Annotated in this window: 17 protein-coding genes and 1 pseudogene; 9 read left to right on the forward strand and 9 right to left on the reverse strand. The window is 64.4% G+C overall.

Going from position 1 to position 24,511, the window contains the following annotated elements; genetic code table 11:
* The first annotated feature begins 24 nt into the window (after positions 1-24).
* Both ACSU1G_RS19115 and ACSU1G_RS19120 read left to right on the forward strand, forming a co-directional pair.
* Positions 25-1,431: an FAD-binding oxidoreductase gene (locus tag ACSU1G_RS19115; RefSeq protein WP_439281564.1), complete on the forward strand. Its 1,407-nt coding sequence runs from the start codon at positions 25-27 to the stop codon at positions 1,429-1,431.
* Positions 1,428-2,294 (forward strand): serine hydrolase domain-containing protein, encoded by an 867-nt coding sequence (locus ACSU1G_RS19120; RefSeq protein WP_439281565.1) that lies wholly within the window; start codon positions 1,428-1,430, stop codon positions 2,292-2,294. The genes ACSU1G_RS19115 and ACSU1G_RS19120 overlap by 4 nt, the downstream gene beginning before the upstream one ends.
* A 63-nt stretch (positions 2,295-2,357) precedes the next feature.
* On the opposite strand, the gene ACSU1G_RS19125 is transcribed toward ACSU1G_RS19120, so the two are convergent.
* On the reverse strand, positions 2,358-4,691 hold the full coding sequence (locus ACSU1G_RS19125) for a glycoside hydrolase family 3 C-terminal domain-containing protein (protein ID WP_439281645.1): 2,334 nt from the start codon (positions 4,689-4,691) through the stop codon (positions 2,358-2,360).
* The gene (locus tag ACSU1G_RS19130) at positions 4,691-6,010 is read right to left on the reverse strand and encodes an MFS transporter (protein WP_439281566.1); all 1,320 of its coding nucleotides are present in this window, start codon (positions 6,008-6,010) and stop codon (positions 4,691-4,693) included. The genes ACSU1G_RS19125 and ACSU1G_RS19130 overlap by 1 nt, the downstream gene beginning before the upstream one ends.
* 97 nt (positions 6,011-6,107) lie before the next feature.
* Here ACSU1G_RS19130 and ACSU1G_RS19135 point away from each other — a divergent pair, with 97 nt between their 5' ends.
* Together ACSU1G_RS19135 and ACSU1G_RS19140 are read left to right on the forward strand one after the other, a co-directional pair.
* A complete protein-coding gene (locus ACSU1G_RS19135) occupies positions 6,108-6,713 on the forward strand; it encodes a TetR/AcrR family transcriptional regulator (protein ID WP_439281567.1) in 606 nt (201 codons plus the stop codon).
* Positions 6,714-7,413: 700 nt separating this feature from the next.
* Positions 7,414-10,020, forward strand: a complete 2,607-nt coding sequence (locus tag ACSU1G_RS19140; protein WP_439281568.1) for a LuxR C-terminal-related transcriptional regulator — start codon at positions 7,414-7,416, stop codon at positions 10,018-10,020.
* Positions 10,021-10,024: 4 nt separating this feature from the next.
* On the opposite strand, the gene ACSU1G_RS19145 is transcribed toward ACSU1G_RS19140, so the two are convergent.
* From ACSU1G_RS19145 to ACSU1G_RS19155, 3 genes are all read right to left on the reverse strand, one after another.
* Positions 10,025-10,963, reverse strand: coding sequence for a class C sortase (locus ACSU1G_RS19145; protein WP_439281569.1), 939 nt, complete (start codon positions 10,961-10,963; stop codon positions 10,025-10,027).
* Positions 10,964-10,967: 4 nt separating this feature from the next.
* Positions 10,968-13,262 (reverse strand): DUF6923 family protein, encoded by a 2,295-nt coding sequence (locus ACSU1G_RS19150; RefSeq protein WP_439281570.1) that lies wholly within the window; start codon positions 13,260-13,262, stop codon positions 10,968-10,970.
* 80 nt (positions 13,263-13,342) lie between these two features.
* Entirely contained in the window at positions 13,343-14,869 is a 1,527-nt protein-coding gene (locus ACSU1G_RS19155) for a SpaH/EbpB family LPXTG-anchored major pilin (RefSeq protein WP_439281571.1), read from the reverse strand.
* Positions 14,870-15,083: 214 nt separating this feature from the next.
* Between ACSU1G_RS19155 and ACSU1G_RS19160 the strand changes: the two are divergent.
* From ACSU1G_RS19160 to ACSU1G_RS19180, 5 genes and pseudogenes are all read left to right on the forward strand, one after another.
* Positions 15,084-15,286, forward strand: a pseudogene (locus ACSU1G_RS19160) (IS3-like element ISPfr13 family transposase); the annotation flags it as partial.
* A 381-nt stretch (positions 15,287-15,667) separates the two neighbouring features.
* The gene (locus ACSU1G_RS19165) at positions 15,668-16,582 is read left to right on the forward strand and encodes an ABC transporter ATP-binding protein (protein ID WP_439281572.1); all 915 of its coding nucleotides are present in this window, start codon (positions 15,668-15,670) and stop codon (positions 16,580-16,582) included.
* A gap of 2 nt (positions 16,583-16,584) precedes the next feature.
* Positions 16,585-17,325, forward strand: a complete 741-nt coding sequence (locus tag ACSU1G_RS19170) for an ABC transporter permease (RefSeq protein ID WP_439281573.1) — start codon at positions 16,585-16,587, stop codon at positions 17,323-17,325.
* 3 nt (positions 17,326-17,328) lie between these two features.
* Positions 17,329-18,606: a sensor histidine kinase gene (locus tag ACSU1G_RS19175; protein WP_439281574.1), complete on the forward strand. Its 1,278-nt coding sequence runs from the start codon at positions 17,329-17,331 to the stop codon at positions 18,604-18,606.
* Positions 18,603-19,238, forward strand: a complete 636-nt coding sequence (locus ACSU1G_RS19180) for a response regulator (protein WP_439281575.1) — start codon at positions 18,603-18,605, stop codon at positions 19,236-19,238. The genes ACSU1G_RS19175 and ACSU1G_RS19180 overlap by 4 nt, the downstream gene beginning before the upstream one ends.
* Before the next feature lie 477 nt (positions 19,239-19,715).
* Here the strand turns inward: ACSU1G_RS19180 and ACSU1G_RS19185 are convergent, their stop codons facing one another.
* From ACSU1G_RS19185 to mmsB, 4 genes are all read right to left on the reverse strand, one after another.
* Positions 19,716-21,320 carry a DHA2 family efflux MFS transporter permease subunit gene (locus ACSU1G_RS19185; RefSeq protein ID WP_439281576.1) on the reverse strand — a complete coding sequence of 535 codons (1,605 nt, stop codon included), beginning with the start codon at positions 21,318-21,320 and terminating at the stop codon, positions 19,716-19,718.
* Positions 21,317-21,934, reverse strand: coding sequence for a TetR/AcrR family transcriptional regulator (locus tag ACSU1G_RS19190; RefSeq protein WP_439281577.1), 618 nt, complete (start codon positions 21,932-21,934; stop codon positions 21,317-21,319). The genes ACSU1G_RS19185 and ACSU1G_RS19190 overlap by 4 nt, the downstream gene beginning before the upstream one ends.
* An 873-nt stretch (positions 21,935-22,807) precedes the next feature.
* On the reverse strand, positions 22,808-23,584 hold the full coding sequence (locus ACSU1G_RS19195) for an enoyl-CoA hydratase (protein WP_439281578.1): 777 nt from the start codon (positions 23,582-23,584) through the stop codon (positions 22,808-22,810).
* Positions 23,581-24,504: a 3-hydroxyisobutyrate dehydrogenase gene (mmsB, locus tag ACSU1G_RS19200; RefSeq protein ID WP_439281579.1), complete on the reverse strand. Its 924-nt coding sequence runs from the start codon at positions 24,502-24,504 to the stop codon at positions 23,581-23,583. The genes ACSU1G_RS19195 and mmsB overlap by 4 nt, the downstream gene beginning before the upstream one ends.
* Positions 24,505-24,511 lie beyond the last annotated feature (7 nt).

Raw genomic sequence — 24,511 nt, forward strand, 5'->3', positions numbered from 1 at the left:
ATGTCAAGACTCGAGGGAGAGTGTATGACCGTCATGGCGACACCTCTGACTGGCCGGCTCATCGCCGCCCTGCCCGTGGGCACGGTCATCACCGACACCGCATCCATGGACGCCTATCGCTGGGATCGAGCCAACGATCCGACTGCCGGAACACCGCTGGCCGTGGTGCGGGCGACAACGACCGAAGATGTGCAGACTGTGGTGCGCCTCGCCGCAGAGACTGGCACGGCAGTGATCCCCCGTGGCGCAGGATCCGGACTTTCCGGCGGTAGCACCGCGGTCGACGGGGCGATCGTGCTCTCCCTCAACCGGATGCGGAAGATCCACATCGACGCGGACACCCGCATGGCGACAGTGCAGCCGGGCGCGTTCAACGCGGAGGTGAAGGCTGCGGCATCCGCTCACGGCCTCTGGTATCCGCCCGACCCGTCTTCGTTCGAGTTCTGCTCCATCGGTGGCAATGTCGCCACGAACGCCGGCGGGCTGTGCTGCGTTAAGTACGGCGTCACGACCGACTATGTTCTCGGGATGACGGTGGTGCTCGCCGACGGTCGCGCGGTCAGACTCGGCGGTCCGCGGGTGAAGGATGTCGCAGGACTGTCGTTGACAAAGTTGTTCGTCGGCAGCGAGGGCACACTCGGCGTCATCACCGAAGTCATCCTGCGACTCGTGCCCGCACAGCTGCCGCCGACGACGCTCGTGGCGAGTTTTCCGACGCTCAAAGGTGCGACCGACGCCGTCATCGAGATCACTCGGTCGACTCGTCCATCAATGCTCGAGTTCATGGATCGGCCGACGATCCGCGCCGTCGAGGCTGCGACCCGCATGGGCCTCGATGTCGATGCGGCCGCGATGCTCGTCATCCAATCCGACAATCATGCGGATGCTGCGGCAGCTGAAATCGCCACGATCGAGGCGATCTGCAGGACACACGGCGCAGAGGAGTGCTTTGCGACCGGCGATCCCGACGAAGGCGAGGCGTTCGTGCAGGCGCGTCGTATGGCGATTCCGGCCGTCGAGCGACTGGGCACCGTCCTATTGGAAGATGTGGGCGTGCCGATCCCCCGACTCGGCGACCTGGTGCTGGGGATCGAGCAGATCGCCGCACGACACGACATACTCATCGCTGTCCTGGCCCATGCCGGCGATGGGAACACGCATCCGCTGATCGTATTTGATCCCGCGGACGACTCACAGCGCGAGCGCGCCCATCTCGCGTACGGCGAGGTGATGGATCTCGCCATTTCGCTGGGTGGCACGATCACCGGCGAGCACGGCGTCGGACGCCTCAAGCAGCCGTGGTTGCGCGACTACCTCGGCGACGACGTGCTCGAGCTGAACGAAAGAATCAAGCACGCCCTCGATCCGCAGGGAATCCTGAATCCAGGAGCGGTGTTCGCCGGCCCGGGTGCAGGCAGACTGGAGGGGTGACTACCGCCCAGCGCATTCGTGACCTCATCGTGCAGTATGTGACGGCATCAGGATTCGGAGCCCACGGCCTGCATGTGCGCATCGGCGATGACGTCGCGGAGCACCGCTGGACGCCGGACGTCCGCGAAGACATCCATTCGGCAGCGAAAGGCGTCTGCGTACTTGCGGCGTGCATCGCCGCGGATGAGGGCGTCGTCTCTCTCGACGCACCAGTGTCGACCTATCTGTTGGGGGCCGACCTCGGTGCCGGGGTCGAGGAGGTCACGCTACGTCATCTGCTGAGCATGTCGAGCGGCATCGACCTGCCGTGGTCGGAGACCATGATGACCGACTGGCCCGACCTCGCCCTCGAGTTCCTCGGCAGACCATCCCGCGGACGCGTGTTCCAGTACTCCAATGCGAGCACATATGCGGCGATGTTCGTACTCGCCACAAGGGTTGGCGACGTGCTCGAGTATCTCGTCCCGCGCCTGTTCGCTCCCCTCAGCATTCACGACATCGAATGGGTTCGCTGCCCCAACGGGCGGATCGTCGCCGGCGAGGGCATTGCGCTGCGCACCGAAGAGCTGGCGCGCATCGGGCGCCTCATCCGGGATCGGGGCGTGTGGGAGGGACAGCGACTGGTATCGCCAGAATCGATTGATGCGATGCACACGGACTGGATCGTCGCGGGCCTCAACCCCGGATACGACCGCTACGCGCTCAGCGGGTGGGGCGGGCCAGGGTCGGCATGGAGGTTGCATGGCGCCTACGCCCAGCTGCTCATCTTCTTAGATGATGCCGTCGTGACGATCACCGCCGACGACCACTTCGGTGCGGATGCGATGGCTGCGTTCGTGGCCGCGGAGCTTGAGGCGCGGTGAGTGGTTGCCCCGAGCAGTACGCCGCACCGTAGCCACCGATGCGGAGTACCGCTCCCCCAGGAGTCAGCTCATCGTTCCGGCGTTGGCGGCTGCCAGCAGCTGGTCGATCTTCTCGGCCGAGAAATCCTTGCCGGCCATCATGCCGATGCGGCCGATCGGGAACGATTCCATCATCCGGATCATGTCGACGCCCTCCGGCATGATCGAGGTTGCACCATCCAGCATCCCTGCCATCCCGGCCATCGCGCTCTGCACAATGGGCCCAGCGATCGGATGCGCCAGCACCTCCGCCATGGACGACTCGCGCGTCAGCGGCACCGCAAATGCGTCACCATCGACGTGCACTATGGCACTCGAACGGATGTCGCGGCTCGACGCCGCGACATCGACTACATATTCGCCGCCTTCGACGACCCAGCGCTGGGCACGCACGTTCCAGTACGCGAGATCAGCGCGTCGAACCGCGAGGACCACTTCACGGCTCTCTCCCGCGGCGAGCGCGACGCTCGCGAACGCCTTGAGTTCACGTACCGGGCGCAGCACGCTGCTGTTCGACAGCGACGTGTAGGCCTGCACGACTTCACGGCCGTCGCGATCGCCAATGTTGGTGACGGTCAGATGCACCTCTACATCACCGTCCTCGGTGACGGAGGCCACAGCATCCCCGTACGCAAAGCTCGTGTACGAGAGTCCGTGCCCGAACGGGAACGCAACCTCGAGGGCGCGGGCGTCGAACCAGCGGTAACCGACGAAGATCCCCTCACCGTAGCGAACGTGACCGTCCGACCCGCCGAAGTTCAGGAATGCGGCAGTGTCTTCGAGACGGTGCGGGATCGTCTCTGTCAGTTTCGCTGAGGGATTGACCGTGCCATAGAGCACATCAGCCGTCGCGCTGCCGCCTGCCTGGCCGAGTAGCCATCCTTCAAGAATCGCGGGGACTCGATCGGCGAACGGAAGCGCGACAACGCTCCCGTTGGAGAGCACGACGATCGTGTTCTGATTGGCCTCGATCACGGCGTCGAGAAGCTCGAGTTGCGCGTCAGGCAGATCGATGTGCTCACGGTCATACCCCTCCGACTCGGCCGCGGCAGGCAGGCCGAGGAACACGACGGCGACATCCTTGGACGCGGCCAATTTGACCGCCTCGGCGCGCAGCTGCGCAGCATCCGCAGTGTCCTTAGGGCTGACTGTGTACCCCTGCGCGTACGCGGTACGCTCTTCTCCCGCACGTACACGGATCTCGTCGAGTGCGTTGTCGACGCGTGTCGGGTTGATCATCGAGGACCCCGCACCCTGGTATCGCGGCTTCTCGGCGAAGACGCCGATCACCGCAACCGATGAGGTCTTCTGAAGCGGCAGCAGGCCGCCGTCATTCTTGAGCAAGACGATCGAGCGACCGGCAGCTTCCCGCGCAAGTGCGTGGTGGGCGTCCACATCAAGAGGTGCGGAGATCTCGGGCCGCGCTTGCGCCTTGCGAACCAGGTCAAGTACTCGACCGGCCGCGACATCCAGCGCACTCGATGCGAGAAGCCCGCTCTTCACCGCGGCGACGAGCTGCGCATCGGTGGCGCCGTCGGACGTAGGCATCTCTAGATCCATACCTGCGGCGAGTGATGGTACGCGTTCGTTCACCGCACCCCAATCCGAGACGACGAGTCCTTCGAAGCCCCACTCGTCGCGCAGCACCTGGGTGAGCAACCACGAATCCTCCGACGCGTATACACCGTTGATGCGGTTGTATGCGCACATGACCGTCCACGGCTGCGCGTCTTCGACGACGCGCTGGAAGCCGCGCAGGTAGATCTCGCGCAGCGGACGCTCATCGACGTCACTCGAAGAGCGCATGCGGTCGTTCTCCTGGTTGTTGGCAGCGAAGTGCTTAAGTGACGCGCCGACACCCTTCGACTGGATGCCGCGGACCAGACCGGCAGCGACTACACCGGAAACGATCGGGTCTTCGGAGAGGTACTCGAAATTGCGACCACACAGCGGTGAACGCTTGATGTTCGCTCCCGGTCCGAGCAGCACGGCGACGTTCTCGATCGCGGATTCCACCCCGAGCGCCGCACCGACGCGCTCCGCGAGCTCAGCGTCCCAGGAGGACCCGAGCCCGACTGCAGGCGGGAAGCAGGTCGCCGGAACACTCTCGGCCAGACCGAGGTGGTCGCTCTCTCCAGCCTGTTTCCGGAGGCCGTGCGGCCCGTCGGTGAGCATGATGGCAGGGATACCGGCCCACTCGACAGGCTTGGTCATCCAGAAGGTTCCGCCGCTGGTCAGCGACGCCTTCTCCTCCAGGGTGAGATCAGCGATGGTCGTGGTGGTCGTATCGGTCATGATCGCTCCGGTTTCGTAAGTGCTGAATGAGTGTGTGGCAGACCGCCGCGGCGTAGCATCCATCATCGGGTCGCTTTGATCGGCCAGACGGCGAAGGCACCGAGGATGCTCAACACGATCGCAACGGGGAAGAGACCTGCGTACCCGAAGAGCAGAACGATGGCACCAGCGACCGCCGGGGCGAGGGTCTGCGGCAAGGTCGCTGCGATGTTGACGACACCGAGATCCTTGGCGAACGACTTCGCCGAAGGTAGCACTTCACTCATCAGCGCCGTGTCGACGGCCTGGAACATGCCGAAGCCGAGACCCGAGATGAAGGTCATGATCATCCACGATGTCAGATTCGGCGCGAACCAGGGAAACACGAGTGCGACAGCCACGAGGAGCGATGATCCGAAGACGAACGGCTTGCGCCGGCCGATCCGGTCGGACAGCGGCCCTGAGATGATCGTGGAGATAAGGATTCCGCCGAGGCTGATCAGGCCGACCAGCGGGATCACCGTCTCGGGGTGCTCGACGCCGATGTAATCGGTCAGTAAGAACAGCTGATATCCCAACACGGCGAAATAGCCGGTGTACAGCAGCAGGCGTCCGGTGAACGCCCAGAAAAAGTCGGGGTGTTTAATGGGGCTGACCCAGAACGTGCGCAGGAACTCCGAGAAGCTGAACGGCTCGCGGATGATCGCCGTGCTCGAGTAGTCGGGGTTGACGAGGACGAAGATCACCAGCACTACGACAGAGATCACTGCGAAGACGATGTAACCGACAGTGATGCTGTTGAAGAAGAACGAACCGATGATCGAACCTCCTAGACCGCCAACCATGAGGCCGATTCCCGACAGCGCGGCGAACGTGCCTCGTCGCGCCAACGGCACCCGATCGGGCATCACGGCGCTGAGCGGACCCTGTGCGAAGTTGTAACAGATCTGGACGAGCGACCACGCGATCGCGACGCCGACGAGCGTGTTCGCAAAGGCGAGACCGACGAGCGCCAGAGCACCCGTGAGCGCGCCGATCACGATCCACGGCGCACGGCGCCCGAATCGGGAGCGCGTACGGTCGGAGACCTGGCCGGCGATCGGTTGGGCGAGCATGGCGAGGAACGCACCGATCGTCGCGACGATGGCTAGATTGGCGACCTTGTCTGCTTCCCCGAACTGCATCGTGATCTGCTGCGGAAGCAGGATGCCGGGGACGGCGCCCCAGACCAGAAACACGCCGAGGTTCGCGGGGATGATCGACCAGAACAGCCGTGGCAATCCCTTGATGGGCGGCGGCGGATCGTCGTTTCCGGCCGCCTTCGCGACGAAGGTGTTCTCCGTCATCGGCGCGGACTGGGCGGGCTCGACAATGGTGCCTGCGGGGTCGGACGGCAATGTCATGTTGATCCTTGGGTACGTAGAGGCTCGTCTTTGAACTTCGAAAACTTTATGCCACTCGGTTTTCAAAAGCAAGTGTCATTTGGTTTACGATGGAGTCATGGCTCGAAGAGGTTCCTACGCCAAAGGTGTAGCGAAGCGCGAAGAGATCCTCGAACGTGCTTTGGAGGTCATCGCACGTGAGGGTTATCGGGGTGCGTCGGTCAAGGAGATCGCCGATTCAGTCGGGCTCAGCCAGGCGGGGCTACTGCACTACTTCGACAGCAAAGAAGAGCTGTTCACCCAGATTCTGCGCAAGCGCGACGAGATCGACTCCGCGCATTTCAATCCTCACCCGCAGATGAACGCTGACCCTGACGACTTGCGAGCCGCCTTCCTAAAGGTCATCCGCCACAACAGTGACGTGCCAGGTCTCGTAGAGCTCTTCTCAAGGCTGTCGGTTGACGCGGCGGATCCGCAGCATCCCGCCCACGAATATTTCATCGAGCGCAGCGCGACCCTACGGGAGATGTTCGTCACAGCTCTCGCGCAACAGCAGGCTGCGGGAAATCTCACCGACCGCGTCGACGCGCAGACCCTCTCCCGCATCCTGCAGGCCGTAGGGGACGGAATGCAGATTCAATGGATGCTGGACCCGGACGTCGACATGGCGGCGACGGTGGATGCACTGTTCACAGCACTGACGCCGCCGCGGTCCGCGCCCTAATACGAGCCGAATCCGGATCAGGGCGGGTTTCCCATCGAGGATCCGGCCACCCCCACGCGCTCAAAGAAACTGAGGCACGTCGGTCCATGGACGACGTTGAGTGGGAGCGCCGGGCTGTGCCCGCCGGCTCGACCCTGACGAGGCCGATGCGCTCACACCCGCAGCACCCGCGCTTCTCGGCGACGATCCCTCCCGGACGGATGTGTTCGACGCCGAACAAGCGATCAGCGACGAGGCCAGCATCACGTTGTTCACGGATGTGCTCTACAGCGATATTTGGACATGGGCCGGCCGGTACCGACTTACCGAGAAGAGCGCGGGAATCGACCCCATTCACATCCCAGTCGAGCGCAAGGCGAACGAGATCCTCAAGGCTGCGAGCGTGTTTTCGCGAAGGAGCGCGACTGCCCTCGACCGACATGACCCGGTTCATCCACGGGTACCGGGCTTGAGCTCGCCTGTCCCCAAACCCGCAAATAGTCACGGCTGCAGACAGAGCCGGCGTTCAGCTTGGCTGATTACATTTGATCATGCAAGCGCCGTTTTTGTTCCCCGGGCACAGACCGGGGAACGTGGCTTCATTGTGGGAAGGCAGTGTCACGTGCGTACCAACTCGGCTCTGCCTAGCGGCTCACTCATCATCAGAGAGCGCCTGCTACGACGATTCGAAGATGCAACAGGGCAACTCATACCCTTCGTCGTGCTGAACGCTCCGGCAGGTTCAGGAAAGAGCACGCTGGCCACGCAACTGCTCAGATCCCCGTTGCTCGAGCAGTTTCGCGTGTACTCGATCCACGGCGCGAGTGCGCGTGGCCAGTCGATCTGGCATTCACTTGGCAGATGCCTCGCGGCCGCCGAACCCGCCCCGCTCCCGGACGACGATGCGTACTCACGCGAATGGGTGCACGCACGCATCAGCGCGCTGACCGAGCCCACGCTGTTCCTGCTCGACGACTACCATGGCATGACCACGGCGGAGCACGATCGCGCGCTACTCGCACTGGGCGAGTCCAATCCCCATTTTCACGTGTGCGTCCTCGCGCGATCGGTGCGGGTGCTCGACGGCCCCCTCTATATGCACAGGGTTCGTGTGATCGACCGGAACGAACTCGCATTCACCGCCGAGGAAAGCCTCGACCTCGCGGCGCAGTCTGGCGTGGAACTGTCTGCCGGGCTGACCGAAGCGTTCTCGCAGGCAGACGGATGGCCCGTCGCTGTCGCCGCTGTCCTCCGCACCGCTCATGAGACCGAGAATGCTCCGCGACGTGACGGGGCACGCATCGGCGAAAGCATCCCGGCACCGGCCCCCGTCGCCGCTCACCCGGCGCTTCAGCGTGTAGCCATCGACATCTTGGATGTTCTCCGCGAGCTGGATCCCCACGCGCGCGTGGCCCTACTCGGCGCCTCCCTCGTCGGATCCTTCAGCTTGGACCACGCCGCAGAGTTCATCGGAAAGCCCGCCGCGCGAACCCAATCGCACATCGACACTCTTCTCCAACTGGGTGTACTGGTTCGGCTTGCCCATGGCGCGGGTTACCGCGTGCACCCTTCTGTGCGCGCCACGCTTCCCGACATCGCGGCCCAAGAGTTCAGCACGTCCAAGCGAAAGGCATTGGTACTGCGAGCCGCGCAAGAGATGGAGAAGTCAAACCCGTTCGACGCGTTCCGCATCTATCTGCGGTCTTCTTCCCTCGCCGCGGCGGAGACCGTCCTCTGGAGCAACTTCACGGCCATCACTGATCGCAGCGACGCCTGCCTCGCCGCGCTGTCGCCTTTGAACGACGCGGAGCTGTTCGCTCACCCGACCCTCGCGGCCGCGCGATTCTTCCTTGAGTTCGAATCATCGACTGTCGCGCCAAAGCGCTTTTGGCACACCTCACAGCTGTCCCACGCGGGGGCCCAGCGCCGCTTGAAGCTGAACCCCGATCCTGCAGATCCGCTGCACATTGGGCATCGGATGCAGGTCATGATCGGCGAACGGATGCAGGGGAACGCCCCAGCCGCCCTCGCCATCGCGCAGGACATCGAGGCCCGGCTCACCTCACATGGACGGCTCGAGGACCCTGACCTCCGTACATCAGGCAACAATGAGCCGGTGCTCCTTGAGGAACTCGCGTTCACGGCCTTCATGGGTGGGGATTCGGCGCTGGCACGACGCGTATGGCAGCGTCTCAGCATCCTAATGGAACGGATGTCAGAGGGTGCTTCCTCAGACAGTTCAGGCGGGGCACCACACGCCACGCTGAGGCCTGGCCCGTGGCAGCACGCTGCGCTCAGTGGACTCGCGCTCGTGGAGTCCAACGAGGGCGATTTCCGGCGCGGTGCGGAACTCCTGGCCCACTCCGACCAGCTGCGCGACGAGTATGGCCCGGCTCCGGGGCTGGCGTGGGTCAATGCAGAGATCGTGCGCGCGCACCACGCATACGAGTTCCGGCGCCCGGACCTGCTCCGGCAGGCGATCGAGCGGACCCTACCGTGGTGCGACCGGATCGAGCAGTGGCCGATGCTGATCATGGCTGAGGCCGAGAGTGTCCGTTACCAGCGCGGAACGGACTGGGCACTTCCGCAGCTGCGCGCCGGGATCGCGCAGATCGAACGCGAACGGCACGGCGTGGGTGTGTGGGGCGGATACCTCGCGCTCTACCAGGCGATGCTTCACGCCACCTCGGGCAACTTCGCCGCCTCGAAGCAGATCATGGACGCGCTGCCCGCGAGGAACCCCTTTGTGCAGATCGGACGAGCGCGGTTTGCCCTCTTCCAGGGAAACAACGTGCAGGCTCTACTGCTCATCCAACGGCTCGGACCCGCTGCCCTGAACCTGCGGCAGCAGATCGACAGGTTCCTCATTGCGGCCATCGCGGCATGGGCGTGCGGCCGCACCGAGGAGGCATTCGACACGCTCCGCAGCGCTGGTGAGCTCATCTCACGCTGCCAGCTGTCGATGATGCTGCGATCCGTGCCGTTTGAGCCCCTCGCCGAACTCGCCGCGGCAGCCCGCGACGCCGGGGTCTGCGACGTCGTGGCGCTCATCAACAGCGTCCCGGAACTGGCACGCTGCGTAATGCGTGAGAGCCTCACCCAGATGGAGCAGCGCTCGCTGGAATCCATGATCACCCACCCTTCGCTGGCGGATGCGGCGGTGGCCCTCGCCATCGCTCCGGCGACGGTCAAGCGGCACCGGCTCACGGTCTACCGCAAGCTCAAAGTCGGCGGCCGCGAAGAAGCGATCCTACAGGCGACCCGGATGGGGCTGCTGCAACGACCTGGCAGCTCGGACGAGAAGGGTCCCGTCACGCCGCCCACCTGAACCGTCACCGGCGCGCCCGCCGCGCGGCGATCCTCGCGTCGATACGCCCCTGCCACCCGACGTATCCGCTCACGACGAGCAAGCCGCCACCGAGGAAGACAGCCCACCACGGAAACCCGGGAATGGTCGGGTCGAGCCCTGCAGCGGCGACATCGTCGGATTGGGTGAGCGGCACTCGCTCCCCTGTGACCACGATGCGGTGCGAATTGATCCCGAGCGGCGTGCAGGTGATGAGGGTGACCAGATCGCTCCCCGGCTCGGCTCGCAGCGTCCCGGTATCCGCCGGATCGATAACCTCTTTCGTGCGCACCTCGTACGTGAGCACCTCCCCGAACACCTCGACGGTGAACTGGTCGCCCACCTCCACCCCGTCGAGATTGGTGAACATGGTCGCGTTCGCGAGGCCTCGGTGCGCCGTGAGCACCGCATGGGCCCCCTCGCCACCGACCGGAAGGTGCGAGCCCTCCAGGTGTCCAACGCCTTTCAACAGCACATCATCGCTCGTGCCGTGGTAGATCGGCAGGTCGACGTCTATCTGCGGAATCCTCACCCGTCCCATCAGACCGGAATCCGATGCCGTCAGCATCCGGGAGTACTCCAGGGATTCGTTCGTCGACGCCCCTTCACCGACCGGCACGTTCGCATTCGCACCGAACACGACTCCGGCGCTCAGTGCGTCGTTGTAGGCGTGGGCGTTCGCCAGTTGATCCGTGGCGCTCGGCGTGACCCGGTCGACGGAGTGCTCGTAGTCGCGGATGATCTGCGACTGGTTGTACGACGACAGCCAGGACGCGGTCATCGGATAGAGCCCGGCGCCGAGGCCGGCGAGTGCAAACAGCGCGATGGTGAGGGTGAGAAGGCTCGGCCGCCACCGTCGGCCACGCCGGCGCGTGCGGCGCGAGCGGGACCGACGGGTCTCGAGTTCAGCGGCTGCGGTGCTCACCCGATCAGGTCCGCGTCCGTCGACGTTGCTGAAGGATGAAGGCGGCGAGCACGACGATTCCGAAGCCGCCGGTCAATGTCCAGAACATGGTGGTGCCCATTCCGCCGGTCAACGGCAGGGTCGGCACCTCCACCGGAGTGTTGACGATGTCGCCGAAGCTCACGTTCTCGTACACCGCGATGTCGATGGGTTGGATCTGCTGGTATCCGGCCGGCGCGCGCGTCTCGGCGAGCTGGTAGGTGCCGATGGGCAGGTCGCCCACTTCGAACTCGCCCTCGGCCGAGTTCGTGTCGGCGCCGGTGCAGTCCGCATCCGTCTCCGCAACACAGTCGATCACGTGGATGGATGCCGCCGGCACGAGTGCAGGAGTCGACGCACGATCGTACGGGGTGAGGGTCCATTCCGACCCGGCGAGGTTCACGGCTGGGGTCTGGTCGTTGACCTTGTTCCAGGTCAGGGACGCCTGCACTGGGTGCTCGGTGCAGAGCTCAGTGACCGGGTCGCACGTGGGCGGTGGCGGGTCACCCTTGGTCACCAAGAAGTTGCCGAGCTTTCCGCTCGCCGTCGCAGGCAGCGGAGACTTCACCTGCATCGAATAGCGGACAGTGGCCGTCGCACCCGCCGGGAGTGTCCCGATGATGGCGATCTCGGATTCGGACATCGTGGCCGTGAGGGGCGCCTCGGCGACGACCTCGTCCTCCAGATCCGCGTCATCGAGCACGTCGGCGAGTAGGTCCACCTGGTCGACCACGACGGGCGAGCGGCCCGCGTTGTGGAAGGTGAGCTCGTAAGTGACCAGTTGGCCCGGGGTCACGTGCGTTCCGGAGACCGGGTCGGAGGTCTTCGTGCGCTCGAGGATGCCGGGGTACGGGGCGGCTCTCGTGCTGTCGGAGTTGTTGTCCATATTCGGGTCTTCTTCATTGCCGAGGACGTGGGCGCTGTTGATGACGCTTCCTAATGAGTGGGTGATCTCGGTGAGGACCTTCGCGGTCATGTTCACCTCGGTGCTGGCGCCGACCGGCAGAGCACCCAGGACGCAGGTCAGGTGTCGTTCGTCCGCAACGGTGCATCCGGGGGTCGGGCTGGTGACCTCCCCCAGCCCCTCCGGCGGCGTGTCCGTAAGGATGCTGCCGCTCGAGGCGTGCGGCCCGTGGTTCGTGACCGTCATCATGTAGTTCAGGGTCTCACCGACCGCGTAGAACTCCGGCCCCTCCTTCACGACCCCGAGGTCCACGTTGCCGCCGGGTACGCTCGTTCCGTCGTTGTTGGTCGTCACCGGGCCGCTGAACGCCGCGGCGACGTCGAAGACGATGCCTCGCTCGTCGTGGCTGATCTCCAGCACGAAGACATCCCCGGTGGGGTTGTCCGAGAACCCGATCCTTCCGTTGCCGAGCGTCCAGGCCGCACCGAACTGGCGCCCGTCCTTCGTCGTGGGAATCGGGTTGTGGTACGAATCGACGACCCAGCCAAAGCCGTCTACCTCGGAGATCCCGTAGATCGCCGTTTCGGAGGCACCGAACATCGTTCCTCGACTTGGAAAATAGGGCTGCCCGCCGACCCAGGTGAAGTCAGCGACACCCGAGATCGTGGCGCTAATCGGGTCGAAGGTGATCTTCTCCGCGGTCATCGTCTCCACGTTCACGGCCCACATGTCGTCGAAGTTGTCCGTGTTGTTGAAGTCACGGACGTACAGGATGTGGCTGTTGCCGTCCGGACCGGTGATGCCGCCGAACGTGCCCTGCGTGTACGTGTTCACCCGATCACCGGTGGTCGGCTTCGGGGTCGGCGAGGGAAGGCCCGCGACGACGCCGAGGTCGACGGCGACCCCGTTGTTTTCGACCCTGACGAGGTGATTGGTGCCGTTCTGCGTGCCGTTCGGATTGGCCCGGATGCCGTAGATGAAGCCATCGTTGATGTTGTAGCCGATGGCGTTGTAGCTGATGTCGGTCGTCGAGCCCAGGTTCTTCAGCGCAAGAGCACCGGGCACCTGCTGGCCACCGAGGAGAGTGGTCGTCGGAAAGTTCTGCCCGATGAACACCTGCGGATACAGCGGGTCGAATGCGCCGCCGGGTGCGGGGTCGACCTCATCCGCCGCAGGGACGGCGGGCGTGGTGGCGGACGGCACGGGAGCGGACGTGGCGGACGGCGCGGGAGCGGGCGTGGTAGCGGCGAGCGCGGCGGTCGACGCGTTGGCCGACGGCACGGCGACGCTGAGGAGTGCGAAGCCGAAGAGGAGGGCCGCGCGCGCCGCACGGGGCAGTCGCCTGACTCGTGGCGACGGAGAACTGGAATGGGGCACGGAACCGACCTCTGGATTGTTCGTGGGCAGATGCAGCCGTGGGGACGCGCTCTCACACGCCCCCACGGTGTGCGGATGGGCTAGTTGTTCACCCGTGCGCGACGGCGGTTCACCAGCACGAGGCCGATGGCAATGACCGCCGCAGCGCCACCTGCGTAGAGCAGGGTGAGCTGGCCATTGGCGCCGGTGAGGGGGAGCCTCACGGGCGGGACCAGGTTGTTGACGATGTCGGCGTTCAGACTGTCTGCGACGGAGGTCACTCCCGCCTTGACTGTGATCCCGGTGAAGGGTACCGCCGGAACGACGTAGCCCGCGGGTGCCACGGTCTCCTTGACGACGTAGCAGCGCGTCAGCGCGTTCACCGAGGGGTTCACCGAGTCGCTGACGAAGAGCCCACCGATTTTTACCACACCGGCAGCATCCGAGGTGAACGTGGTTTCGCCATCGACAGTGAGGGGGCCGGCGGCAGCATCCGCCACTGCCGTGGTGCAGTCCGCCGCGTAGGGCGTCACGGCGTTGTAGACCTCGAAGACCGCGCCTTGGAGCAGACCGGTGGCTCCGGTGGTGGCGGCGGCGCGCTTCTGCAGCTCGATGCTGCCCCAGTTGACGGTGACCTCGTTCGACTCCACCGTCGCGTCACCGGTGAACTCCGCCGTGTTGTGGATGATGCCGTCCGCCCCGATGGAGACGACCTTCGTGGTGAAGACAATCTCGACGGTCTTGCCAGCATGGGCGTTGCGCGGTGTCTCGTTGAGCCATGCGAGGCCTGCGGGGGTGAAGGATACGGTGACCTTGGCCTTGCCGCCCACGGGGGAGGACGCCACGGTGTAATAGTCGGCGTCGAGTGCGGCTCCGTCGAGCTTCACCGACAACACGCCCGTGCCCAACGGCTTCAGCCGCGGGTCGAGTGCGTCCGAGATGGCGAACTGTGTCCAGTCGCCCTCCTTGCGCGGGATCTCCTGGGACACGGGGAAGTTCTGGGTCGAGCCCAGTCCCGTCTTGCCGTCCAGGGTGCTGACGGTCTTGACAGGCTTGTCGGTCATGCCGTTCTTCGGGTAGGCGTGCACGTCGTACACCCAGCCGTCCTCGTGGGGCATCGGGATGGACAAGATGAACGGCTGCGACATCTCAGTGATGTAGTCCGGGGCCGAGGTCTCGCACACCTGGTAGACACCGATCGGCAGACTCTGCGCCGAAGCGCCGGCGGCATCGGTGGCGGGCATCGGGATGGCGGCGCCCAGGGTGTATCCGGCGGGCGCGGCGCAGGCGGCGCCGGGCGTGATCGTGTTCAGCCCTTCCCATGTGGCGGGCGCGGTGAGGTCGAGTGCCGCGCCGCTCTTCAGCAGTGGGTAGGCAGTGAAGACGACGTCCTCGACAGGGTTGGTGAAGTCCCCGGGTGCCGGGGCTTCACTGATGTCCCCCACGGTACCGCCAGCGGCCTGGTGCAGATACTTGTGCACCGTCAGGGAGCCGGTCTGGGAGAAATCGATGTTGCCATACTCGGCGGGAGCAGCAAAGGCCGCGGTCGAGCCGCCGACAACGGCGAGAGTGCCCAGTGCCAGAGCACTGAGCAGCGCGGTCGCGCGCGACGTCTTGTGTCTATTCATCGTGAGTGAGGCTCCATTCGGGTGGATGCGGTGCGCATCAGGGATAGTGGGTTCCGCGGCACGTCAGGAGCGAGATTGCGGTGTCGGCTACGTGTGCGCAGGTGTTGATGCCATTCAAATGTGCGGGTCGCGTGGCAGCCGAATCATCTACACCCATTTCTGCACCATCAACCGCCTCAGGTTTGATGCCGCTTCCTTTCGAGTTGAAAAGATGGCATCGTGCCGAAGAAGATTGGTCCCGCGCTCCGAGAGCGAGCTGGGCGATCGTGATGGCCTGGCCAGACCAGCGAAGAGCACGCCAGAGATCCGTCGGTTGAAGGCCGAGAACCGGCGGCTGCGTGAGGATGTTGCGATCCTGAAAGCAGCGACGACTTTCTACGCGAGGGAACTCGAGCCCCGCAACCGCTGATCATGGGCAACTTTCACCCGAGAGCCGCTCTCCGCATAGGTGCGGAATCAAACCTGGGGCGGTTCAATTTCGTCGTCGATGAGGATCTTCGCGAGGTTGAGGTTCTCCTCGTAGTCTTGGGCGGCCGATGGGAACCCGCAGCGGACCGCTTCGAGGGGCTTGCGGCGCGGTTTGCCGTTGCTATCCAATCGGGGGGGCCGTTGTCGTCGGTGTCGGGAGCGGTGCGGTGGCGAAGTCCGCGATGAGTGGTCGCTGTTTGGGACTTCTCCCTACGCGTAGACGCTCGACGACGCATCAACTGATCGGTGGATCACCGCATCCACCAAATATCGTCGTAAGACGGCCGCACGGGTGATTCATCGCGCTGGCGCCGCTGTGAGGCTGGAGCAATGGCAATCATCGAGGTACGAGACCTGGTCAAACGCTATGGCGACCGCACAGTGCTGGACGGCGTCGGATTCGACGTCGAGGAAAGCGAAATCTTCGGTATCCTCGGGCCCAACGGGGCGGGGAAGAGCACTCTCGTGGAGAGCATCGCAGGTCTCCGCATTCCCGAAAGCGGAACCATCCAGATCGCCGGGCTCGATCCGCAACGTGACCGGCGCGGGCTACCGCAGGTGCTGGGCGTCCAACTGCAGCAGAGCGAGCTACCCGGCAAGCTCAAGGTCGGTGAGGCGCTTGAACTCTACGGCTCCTTTTATCGCGAACCGCTGGACTGGCGTGAGCTGATCGGCCCCCTCGGGCTCTCGGACAAGGTCCGAGTACAGTATCGGCATTTATCCGGCGGGCAGAAACAACGCCTCTCCATAGCGCTCGCGTTGATCGGTAATCCGAAGGTCGTCATCCTCGACGAGCTGACCACCGGGCTCGACCCGCAGGCGCGTCGCGACGTATGGGATCTCATCGAGAACGTTCGAGCTCGCGGTGTCACAGTGGTGCTCGTCTCCCACTTTATGGAGGAGGTTGAACGCCTCTGCGACCGGCTGGCGGTGATTGATGGAGGAAACCTTGTGGCCCTCGACACGCCGGCAGGACTTATCCGACAGAGCGAGGACCGACAGCAGCTCCGGTTCCGACCGTCCGCACCGATCGACACCGCCCTTCTGATCGCCGTTCCCGAAGTCATATCCGTCCAGGCGTCCGGCGGCTTCCTCGAGGTCACCGGCACCGGGGAGCTCCTCCTCGCGGTGACGAAGGAACTCGACCGCCACCATGTCACCGCAACCGACCTGCGCTTGGAACAGACCACGCTCGAAGACGCGTTCGTCAGCCTCACCGGCCGCTCCCTCAACGACAGGAATTGATGATGTCTGCACTCCTGCAACTCACGAACACAGAGACAAAGCTATTCTTCCGCGACCCGATGACGTGGACGTTCGCGCTAGCCGTCCCGCCCCTTCTGCTGGTGGTCTTCGGAGCGATCCCGTCATTCCGCGAGCCCAATGCGGAACTCGGCGGGCTCCGTGTCATCGACCTCTACGCGCCGATCCTCGTCGCGGTGGGAATCAGTATCCTGGCCGTCTACAGCCTGCCGCAACAATTCGCTGGTTACCGTGAGAAGGGGATTCTGCGGCGAATGCGGACGACCCCGGTGAGCCCCGGGAGTTTGCTGGGCGCGATGCTCATCCTGTTTGCGGTGCTATCACTAACTACGGTGATGATCGTCCTAGCCGTCGGGCGGCTGGCGTTCGCGGTGGAACTCCCTGGCAACGTCCTCGCGTACGTCACTGCGGTTGGGCTAACCGCCGTCGCGCTCCTCTCGACAGGGCTGCTCATCGCCGCACTCGCACCGAGCGGGTCAAGCGCAAGCGCGATCGGCCTGGTGCTGTTCTTCCCGCTGGCCTTCTTCGCCGGGCTATGGATTCCGCGCGAATCAATGAGCGACGTGCTGCGAGCAATCTCCGACTACACCCCTATCGGGGCGGGCGTGCAATCATTGCAAGACGCCACGGCCGGAAACTGGCCTTCGCTACTCCACCTCGCCGTTCTGCTGGGTTGGTCGATCATCGCAGGAGGAACGGCCGCCCGGTTCTTCCGATGGGAGTAGGAAATGAGCATCGAGACAGAGCTACGTGAGGAGATCGCGCGAGCCGAGCGTCGCGAGAGCGTGTTCTATTCCGTGCTCCCGTACGCCTTGCTGGCGATCAGCACCGTCCTAACCCTGTTACAGATCGGGCAGGGGGAACGGGTCGCCCTCCCCGCGATACTCGGCCTCACGCTCGTGACCACGGTGTGGCTCTCGGTGTTCTCGCGCGCACAGGGGGACCGGCGAAACGGAACTCTGATCGCCGTCTCCTACACAGGGCTGATGATCACGGCTGCTGCCCTGGTGGTGCTGTCCCCCTGGTACGGGGTTTTCGCGTTCGTGGGCTACATCCACGCGTTCCTCCTCCTTGCCGGACCCTGGCGATACGTCGGCGTCGCGGCTACTTCGATCATCATGGCCGTGTCATACGTGGGCGGATGGGACAACATCGCCGAAGGGCGCTGGGGAGTGTGGGTGACGATCAGCGCGGTGACCGGTGTGCTCGCCGGGACGTCGTTCTATTTCGCCGCGTCCACCGACGTGACCGGTCGAAAGCAAAAGCAAGTCCTCGCGCTGCTCCACGACGCCAACGCCAAGCTCGAGGGTGCGCTGGAGGAGAACGCAGGCCTGCACGCACAGCTGCTGGTGCAGGCCCGCGAAGCGGGAATCCTCGACGAGCGGCAGCGAATCGCCGGCGACCTCCATGACACCCTCGCTCAGAGCCTCGCCGGTATCCTCACCCAGCTGCAGGCTGCCGAGCAGACCATGGGCGACGCGCCCGCAGCGCGCCGGCACCTGACGAACGCCTTAGCGCTGGCCCGCGAGAGCCTCACCGATGCGCGTCGCACCATCCATGCCGTCGAACCGGACGCACTCGCCCACGCGCTGCTGCCCGAAGCCATCGGGGAAGTGACCCGGCGGTGGGCGGAGTCACATCTTGTTGATGCCGTGTTCACCGTCACCGGAGATGCCCGCCCGCTGCACACCGATGTGGAGGCGACGCTGCTGAGAACAGCACAGGAGGCGCTCACCAACGTCGCCAAGCATGCGAAGGCCGGTCGCGTTGGTTTGACGCTGTCATACATGGAAGACCTCGTGACCCTCGATGTGCGCGACGACGGTGTGGGTTTCGCGCCAGATCTGGCGCGCACCGCGATATCCAAGGATGGCGGGTTCGGACTCACAGCAATGCGCCAGCGAGTTCGACGATTGGCCGGTCAAGTCGTGATCGAGTCTGAGCCCGGTGCCGGAACCGCTCTGTCAGCGACGGTCCCGGCCACACCCGTGGGAGGGACACAATGATCTCACTGCTGCTCGTGGACGATCACCCGGTAGTCCGTGACGGGCTCCGTGGCATGTACACCGCGGACCCACGCTTCGAAGTCATCGGGGAAGCCAGTAACGGCACGGAGGCAATCGCCAAGGCGGCGGCGCTCCGGCCCGACGTGATCATCATGGACCTGCGGATGCCGGGAAGCGACGGGGTGAGCGCGATCCGCGCTCTCGCCCAGCGCGGCATTCCGTCCCGCATTCTGGTCCTTACAACGTACGACACCGACAGCGACGTCGTTGCAGCCATCGAGGCCGGCGCCACGGGATATCTCCTAAAGGACTCTCCTCGAGAGGAGCTATTCCGAGCGACGGAGGCAGCCGCACAGGGCCAAACGACGCTGGCGCCGACGGTCGCCGCCCGGCTCCTCGGGCGGATGCGCCGCCCATCGTCGGGCAACCTCTCGCAGCGGGAGGTGGAGGTGCTCGACCTGATTGCGCGAGGCTCGACCAACCGCGAGGCCGCGCGTCGGCTGTTCGTCAGCGAAGCGACTATCAAGACGCATCTGCTGCACGCCTTCGCGAAGCTCGGGGTGAACGATCGCGCGGCCGCGGTCGCCGCAGCGTTCTCCCGCGGATATCTCGCGCACGATCACGGTGACTAGGGACGGCTCAGTACTGGCGACTGGACGCAGTCTGGTCGAACGGTCGCGTTCGCAAAGGTTCCTCTCGAGAATGGGCACCCACTACGCCGACTCGCACCCGTGGCCGGACCGCATCGACGAGGTCATTGCGGAGAGCTACTCAGGCTCGCCTCGCTGCTAGCCAGAGTTCGGTTCCCGTGCGAGAGCTTCAGAACTCCCCGATCGCTAGCCCCAGTCGTAAGTACAGGTCGGTGACGGCCTCGTTGTTCACCCGGCATTTGACCTACACCCCTTTGCGAGACCCGCCGGCCCCGATCGCGCCTGGTTCGTCCTTGTTTAACTTGACGCAAAAAGTGGGCACGATTCGCGACCGTCGATTACCTCTCCGAATGGCCGATTGCTCTCCACTACCGATAGGGCCGACCGCACTTAGAACGCCAGCGTGCAACAAGCAACTCGCCCGGGAAGCGCTGCTCATGTCATGAGGGCCGGGAAGCCTCAGCGGGCGTCGTTCACTGAGTCGCTATCGTGCTCAATGATGAGGTGTCCCTCGCTGACAGAGTCAGGGACGATGTCGCGCTCAACTGTCGTCTTCAGCGGCACTTCCTTGATGAAGCACAGCAGCACGACCGCGACAACCGCGAGTGGTGCCATACCAAGCAGAAGCGGAGTGAGCGCATCGTTGTATCCGTGCACCACGATGTCGTGCACGGATGCTGGCAACTCCAGCACGCTGTGGGGGGTGAGCGAGGCGATGTCGCCGACCTGCGCCGTGCCACCGGAGGGAAGCCGTTCTCCGATGATGTCTACCAGGCGCAGGGCGAACAGGCTCCCGATCACAGCGCTGCCCAGCGACGCACCGATCTGACGGAAGAAATTGTTCGCCGCGGTCGCAGTACCCACCACCCTGTTCGGGAATGTGTTCTGCACGATCAGCACAAGGATCTGCATGTTGACGCCGAGCCCCAGTCCCAACAAGCCCACATCGACGCAGAACCGCCACAGCGGAGTCTCTGGGGTCATCGTGCCCAGCAGCACGAGCCCGAGCGCGACCAGCGCCGCCCCGACAATCGGCATCCACTTGTAGCGCCCGTACTTGCTCACAAGCCAACCACTGAGGAGGGAGCTGACCAGCATCATGCCCATCATCGGCACCATGAGCATGCCGGCCGTCGTGGCATCCGCCCCAAATGTCATCTGCAGATAGGTCGGCAGGTACCCGATCGCTCCGAACATCGCGACGCCGATCAGCAAGCCCGCTGCGGTGGCGAGATTGAAGTTGCGGTGCCGAAACAAACCTAGGGGCATGATCGGCTCGGCAGCACGCCGCTCCACGAAAACGAACAGCACGGCGAAGACAACGGTTGACGCGATGAGCGATAAAATGACCGGCGACGTCCATTCGTAGTCATTGCCGCCCCAGGATGCGACCAGGATCAGGCTGGCCGTCGCCACTGCAAGCGTCATCATGCCGAACACATCGATCTTTGGCTTCGCGGTCGTGCCCTTCGGCAGATGCAGCAAGACGATCGCGGCCACGAGCGCGAGAGCGCCGAGTGGGATGTTGAGCCAGAAGGTCCAGCGCCAGTTGACCTCTTCGGTCAGCCAGCCGCCAAGGAGTGGGCCGGCCACCGATGACACGGCGAAGACCGCGCCCATGATTCCCATGTACTTACCGCGCTCGCGCGCCGGGACGACATCGGCGATGATCGCCTGCGACAGGATGATGAGTCCGCCGCCGCCGACCCCCTGCACGATTCGTCCGGCGATGAGCACAGTCATGTCGGGGGCGAGCGCACCGATGACGGAGCCTGCCATGAACGTCACGATCGCGAAGATCATCGGCCCCTTGCGGCCGATCAAGTCGCTCATCTTGCCGTAGATCGGCATCATGATGGTCGATGCAAGGATGTAGGCGGTCATCACCCACAGCATCTGGTCGACCCCGCCGAGCTCACCCACCATCGTGGGCATCGCGGCACTGAGCACCGTCTGGCTGAGCGAGGCGAGCAGCATCGCCAGCACCAACCCGATGAAGAGCAGGATGATACCCCTGCGCGACTCGTGAGAGCGGGGCCGTGGGGCGGTCGAGGAAGCGGTCATGGCAGCGTACGCAGTACCTCTCGAAGGATGCGCAGACTCTCATCGACCTGCGGCCGGATGTCAGCGGCCGAGGTGTGGTCGGCGATGATCTTGCGGATGCTCAGACGAAGCACCGCGTTGCAGGTCACAACCAGCGCACGTGCCGCATCGTCGATGTCGGACACGGTGGTGAAGGCACCCCCGGCTCGCATTCGCTCTGCAACCACTCCGGCGATGCGCTGCTCAACGCCAACCATTCGCGCCCACTGCCGCTGAATAAGCTGCGGATGCTCCGCCATAAGCGCCCTGCGCTGCTCAAGGAGCGTTTCGTCGCTGGGTGTGAAGACTCCGAGCATGAGCGTCAGAATGTCGCCGATGAGATCGTCGGATGTTCCGGAGCGCAGCATGTCGAGTTCGTCGTCACTCGGCAGCCCCTCGTGCAGGCCGACGAACGCATCTTCTTTGGTCGGGTAGTAATTGAAGAACGTGCGCGGCGAGATGTCAACGCGCGCGCTGATCTCGGCGACCGTCGCCGCGTCTGGCCCGAGTTCGAAGGCCAGGTCCACGGCCGCACGATGGATCGCATCGCGCGTTTGCCGCTGTTTGCGGGCTCTCAGCCCTTCGGATTGTTGCACGCAAGCATTATTGCACGGTCTGCAATTATGCACGAGGTGCAGGTGGCGCACTATCCATCGCAGCGACGCACGGAACGTGCCAAAGCAAAAACGCCTGAAGGGACTGCCGCACGGTTGGGCGACATCTGATCTAGCTTGCTTGGGGTCTGCCTGGAAGGACGTCTTGTGCCCAGGCGTTACGCTACCGAGTTCCGTGACCTACTCGACGCCCCACGTTTGAACGACACGCCTGCTCGGGCATGGGTCTGCCGCCTGCCTGGTTGGCACCAAGGCTGCGAGGAGTCTTGGGGGCGTGTTTTGAATCCGATGAGAGACGGTGAGGAGACCGAGAGACAAAGCCCCTCCGTCTCCTCGCGCCATGCCAAGGCGAAAAGGCACGTGAACAGGGCTTTCATGCGTGGCCGCCAGGCGAATCGGAGACCTTCTGCCCACAATCTAGTGGGCAATTTGACGCAAACCGAGCGCAGAGTCTTTAGAAAATAGCTTCTGACCAGGGATTTAATGGCGGAGACGGAGGGATTTGAACCCCATCTTTCGAATCCGGTCTCGACCCGAATCAGTCAGAACCCCGGATCTACGCGGTTTCAGGACTCGGAAGATCTGGTCTCAGCCCGTCTCAGCGGGGTTGGTTCTTGTTCAGTTTGACGCAAAATGTGGGCACGGATCCAGACTCTCGCACTGCCATATCGACGGTCACAATTCTGAGTTCCCGACCAGTCTCTCGCACCCCAACTGGAAGCGCTAGAGGTGAAGCCGCTCAAGCACCCCACCCGGCAATGGCCTCAATCGACTCTGCGGCGAGTAGGTCCACCCGGTGCAGCCACCTGACCCGCTCTGATGCTGTACGCCTAGTGGGCGCACAACATCAGGTGCTCAGCGGTGCGTGAAGACCGGCGCCCGCTTTTCACGGAAGGCGGCCATCCCCTCGGTCTGGTCGTCCAGAGCGAACGTCGCCGCGAAGGCCTGCCTCTCGAATCGCATCCCCTCAGCGAGGGTGGTCTCCTGCGCGGCCTGCAATGCTGCCTTCGCCGCATAGACGACCGGGAGCGACTTCGATGCGATCGTCTCAGCGACTTTCGCTGCTTCGTCGGGCAGTTCATCGGCAGGGACGACTCGTGACACGAGTCCTGACCGCTCGGCTTCCTCGGCGCCCATGAGGCGTCCGGTGAGCACCAGCTCAGCAGCCTTGTACTTGCCGATCGCACGAGGCAGTCGCTGGGTGCCGCCGATACCGGGGATGACTCCGAGGTTGATCTCTGGTTGACCGAACTTCGCGGTGTCGGCGGCGAGGATGATGTCCGCCATCATCGCGAGCTCGCATCCGCCACCGAGCGCGTATCCTGCGACGGCAGCCACCACCGGGGTGCGCAGCCGACCGAAGTCGTTCCAGTCGGCGAAAGGATCGTTGAGATACATGTCGATGTATCCCTTGTCCGCCATCTCCTTGATGTCTGCACCGGCGGCGAAGGCCTTGGCGGAACCGGTGATCACGATCGCGCCAATGGCGGGATCGTCATCGAAGGCCTTTCCGGCTGCGACGACCTCGCTGATGAGCTTCGCGTTCAGCGCGTTGAGCGCCTCGGGACGGTTCAGCGTGATCCAGCCGACGCGGCCTTTGGTCTCGGTGATGATCGTTTCGTAGTCGCTCACAGTTGCTCCTGTCGGGCGTCCGCGCTCTGTGCGCGGATCGTGTTGATGATTCCGGAGAAGTCCTTGCGCGCGCCATCGCCGTCGGCATACGCCTGGTATATCTCACGCGCGTGGCGGCCGAGTTGCGCATCGACACCGGTCAACTCGATGGCCGATTCCGCCAGACCGAGATCCTTCGACATCAGAGCGCCGGCGAACCCGGGCTCGTAGTCGTTGTTCGCCGGGCTCGTTGCCACGGGGCCGGGAACAGGGCAGTTTGTCGTCAGCGCCCAACATTGCCCGGAGGCGTTGGATGCGACATCGAACAGCGCCTGATGGCTGAGCCCGAGTCGCTCGCCGAGCACGAAGGCCTCGGCGACCGCGATCTGTGTGATCCCGAGGATCATGTTGTTGCAGACCTTTGCCGCTTGCCCCAGCCCCGAGCCACCGCAGTGCACGATGCGTCCACCCATAACTTCCAGGATGGGCCGTGCGGATTCGAAGTCTTCCTCGCTCGCGCCCACCATGAACGCGAGGCTGCCCTTCTCCGCGCCGACGACTCCCCCGGACACGGGAGCGTCTGCCGCCCGGTGGCCGGCCGCGAGCGCGAGGTCGTGCGCCGTGCGTGCTTCGTCGACGGCGATCGTCGAGCAGTCGATGAACAGTGTTCCCGGCTTCGCCGCGGCGAGCAGACCGGTGTTCTCGCCGTCACCCTGGTAGGCGGCGATCACGTGTCCGCCCGTGGGCAGCATGGTGATCACGATGTCGACGTCCGCGACCGCGGTGATGGAGTCCACGGCGATCTCGATGCCGTTCTCCCTCGCGGTGTCGAGTGCCGTCGGTATCGGATCGAACCCGATGACGCGGTGACCTGCGGTGGCGAGGTTAGCGGCCATCGGGCCGCCCATGTGCCCGAGGCCGAGGAATGCGATGCTGGTCATGACTGAT

This window comes from Microbacterium sp. A93 (assembly GCF_051842835.1).

Coding starts and splice junctions, on each gene's coding strand:
- ACSU1G_RS19185 (WP_439281576.1), bottom strand. CDS start 21,320: ATGACCGCTTCCTCGACCGCCCCACGGCCCCGCTCTCACGAGTCGCGC.
- ACSU1G_RS19125 (WP_439281645.1), bottom strand. CDS start 4,691: ATGGATGCTACGCCGCGGCGGTCTGCCACACACTCATTCAGCACTTAC.
- ACSU1G_RS19135 (WP_439281567.1), top strand. CDS start 6,108: ATGGCTCGAAGAGGTTCCTACGCCAAAGGTGTAGCGAAGCGCGAAGAG.
- ACSU1G_RS19175 (WP_439281574.1), top strand. CDS start 17,329: ATGAGCATCGAGACAGAGCTACGTGAGGAGATCGCGCGAGCCGAGCGT.
- ACSU1G_RS19155 (WP_439281571.1), bottom strand. CDS start 14,869: ATGAATAGACACAAGACGTCGCGCGCGACCGCGCTGCTCAGTGCTCTG.
- mmsB (WP_439281579.1), bottom strand. CDS start 24,504: ATGACCAGCATCGCATTCCTCGGCCTCGGGCACATGGGCGGCCCGATG.
- ACSU1G_RS19170 (WP_439281573.1), top strand. CDS start 16,585: ATGTCTGCACTCCTGCAACTCACGAACACAGAGACAAAGCTATTCTTC.
- ACSU1G_RS19130 (WP_439281566.1), bottom strand. CDS start 6,010: ATGACATTGCCGTCCGACCCCGCAGGCACCATTGTCGAGCCCGCCCAG.
- ACSU1G_RS19165 (WP_439281572.1), top strand. CDS start 15,668: ATGGCAATCATCGAGGTACGAGACCTGGTCAAACGCTATGGCGACCGC.
- ACSU1G_RS19180 (WP_439281575.1), top strand. CDS start 18,603: ATGATCTCACTGCTGCTCGTGGACGATCACCCGGTAGTCCGTGACGGG.
- ACSU1G_RS19115 (WP_439281564.1), top strand. CDS start 25: ATGACCGTCATGGCGACACCTCTGACTGGCCGGCTCATCGCCGCCCTG.